Source organism: Tabrizicola sp. (assembly GCF_030694085.1).
GTDB lineage: Bacteria > Pseudomonadota > Alphaproteobacteria > Rhodobacterales > Rhodobacteraceae > Tabrizicola.
In genome coordinates, this window is sequence record NZ_JAUXZE010000044.1 from 1 (window position 1) to 1295 (window position 1295).

Annotated in this window: 2 protein-coding genes and 1 pseudogene; all 3 read left to right on the plus strand. The window is 67.7% G+C overall.

Features of this window, described 5'->3' with window-relative positions; genetic code table 11:
- Positions 1-347 (plus strand): cytochrome b/b6 domain-containing protein (locus Q8M85_RS11215; protein WP_305544320.1); only part of this gene is annotated, 347 nt, incomplete at its 5' end.
- Positions 348-436: 89 nt separating this feature from the next.
- A complete protein-coding gene (locus Q8M85_RS11220; protein ID WP_305544323.1) occupies positions 437-814 on the plus strand; it encodes a hypothetical protein in 378 nt (125 codons plus the stop codon).
- A 70-nt stretch (positions 815-884) separates the two neighbouring features.
- Positions 885-1295 (plus strand): annotated as a pseudogene (locus Q8M85_RS11225) (cation-transporting P-type ATPase); the annotation flags it as partial.

Below are 1295 nucleotides of genomic sequence, written 5' to 3' on the forward strand. Positions count from 1 at the left end.
AGCCGACAATCAATCCCCATGCCATTGCCGGCGCGCTGATCCTCGTTCTCGTTCTGTGGCAGCTGGTGCTGCGCCGTCGGCGCGGCGTCCCCGGCCTGCCGGAAGGCGAGCACCCGGCCCTGAAAGTTCTGGCCACGGGCACGCATGCGGCCCTCAACCTCCTGCTGATCCTGATGGTGCTTTCCGGCGCGGCCGCCTGGATGACCGGCATCGAGGCAATCGGCGATGCCCATTCCATCGCGCGGTTGGTCCTGGTTCCGCTGGTCATCCTGCATATCCTCGCGGCGCTTTACCATCATTTCTGGCTCAAGACCGATGTGCTGCGGCGCATGCTTGGCCGGCCCTGAGGCGCGGTCCGTTCCGCGTATCGCACCCCATGACCCATGGCGGGCCGGGTCACACCCACCCGGCCGATCCCCAAACCCCGGAGGAAGACATGACGAGAAGACCGCGCAGCCAGACCGTTGCCGCCGCCGTCGCGGTGATCTTCGGCCTGCTGACCATCGTTTCGGGCGGCAGGGCGCTGTTCGGCGGCGTCGATATGGGCGCAGTGGTGCCATTCGTGCTGTGGTTCAACTTCCTTGCCGGGTTCGCCTATGTTCTGGCTGGAATCGGCCTGTGGCGCGGCGCGGGCTGGGCACCGATGCTGTCGCTGGGCATCGCGCTGGCGACAGTGGCGGTCTTTACCGCCTTTCTGTGGCATGTGGTCTCGGGGGGCGCATGGGAGGCGCGCACCATGGGCGCGATGATCCTGCGCAGCAGCATCTGGATCACGATTGCCGCACTTGCCTTTCGCGGCCGCCGCACCCACTGATCAAGGCATAAACCCAAGCCAGCCAGCGACTGCGGCCCCATGCCGCAGTCGTGCCAGCCAGGACCCTGACATGACCAAATCCTCTTCCATCGACCTGTCCATGGCCCTTTCGCTGGCCACCGTGCTGGGCCTCGCAATGGCGGCTGCCGGGCGGTGGCTGCCGGGCGAGGCATGGGCACCCATCGAGCTTCCGGGTCTGGTGCTTGCCTATCTGGCTGGTGGCCTGCCGACCGGCTGGCGCGCGCTTTCGACCCTGTGGCGCGAGCGGGTGCTGGACATCGACCTGCTGATGATCGCCGCCGCCATTGCCGCCGCAATCGTCGGTGCCCCGTTCGAGGGCGCGGTGCTGCTGACGCTGTTCAGCATCTCGACCACGCTGGAGGAACGCGCGCTTGGCCGGGCCCGCCGCGCCATCGAGGCCTTGATGGCGCTGCGCCCCGAGACCGCCTTGCGCAAGACCGCGGGCGGCGATGTCGAGGAA

What these genes read in the sequence shown, in the direction of transcription:
- Q8M85_RS11220 (WP_305544323.1), top strand. Translation starts at nt 437, where the DNA reads ATGACGAGAAGACCGCGCAGCCAGACCGTTGCCGCCGCCGTCGCGGTG.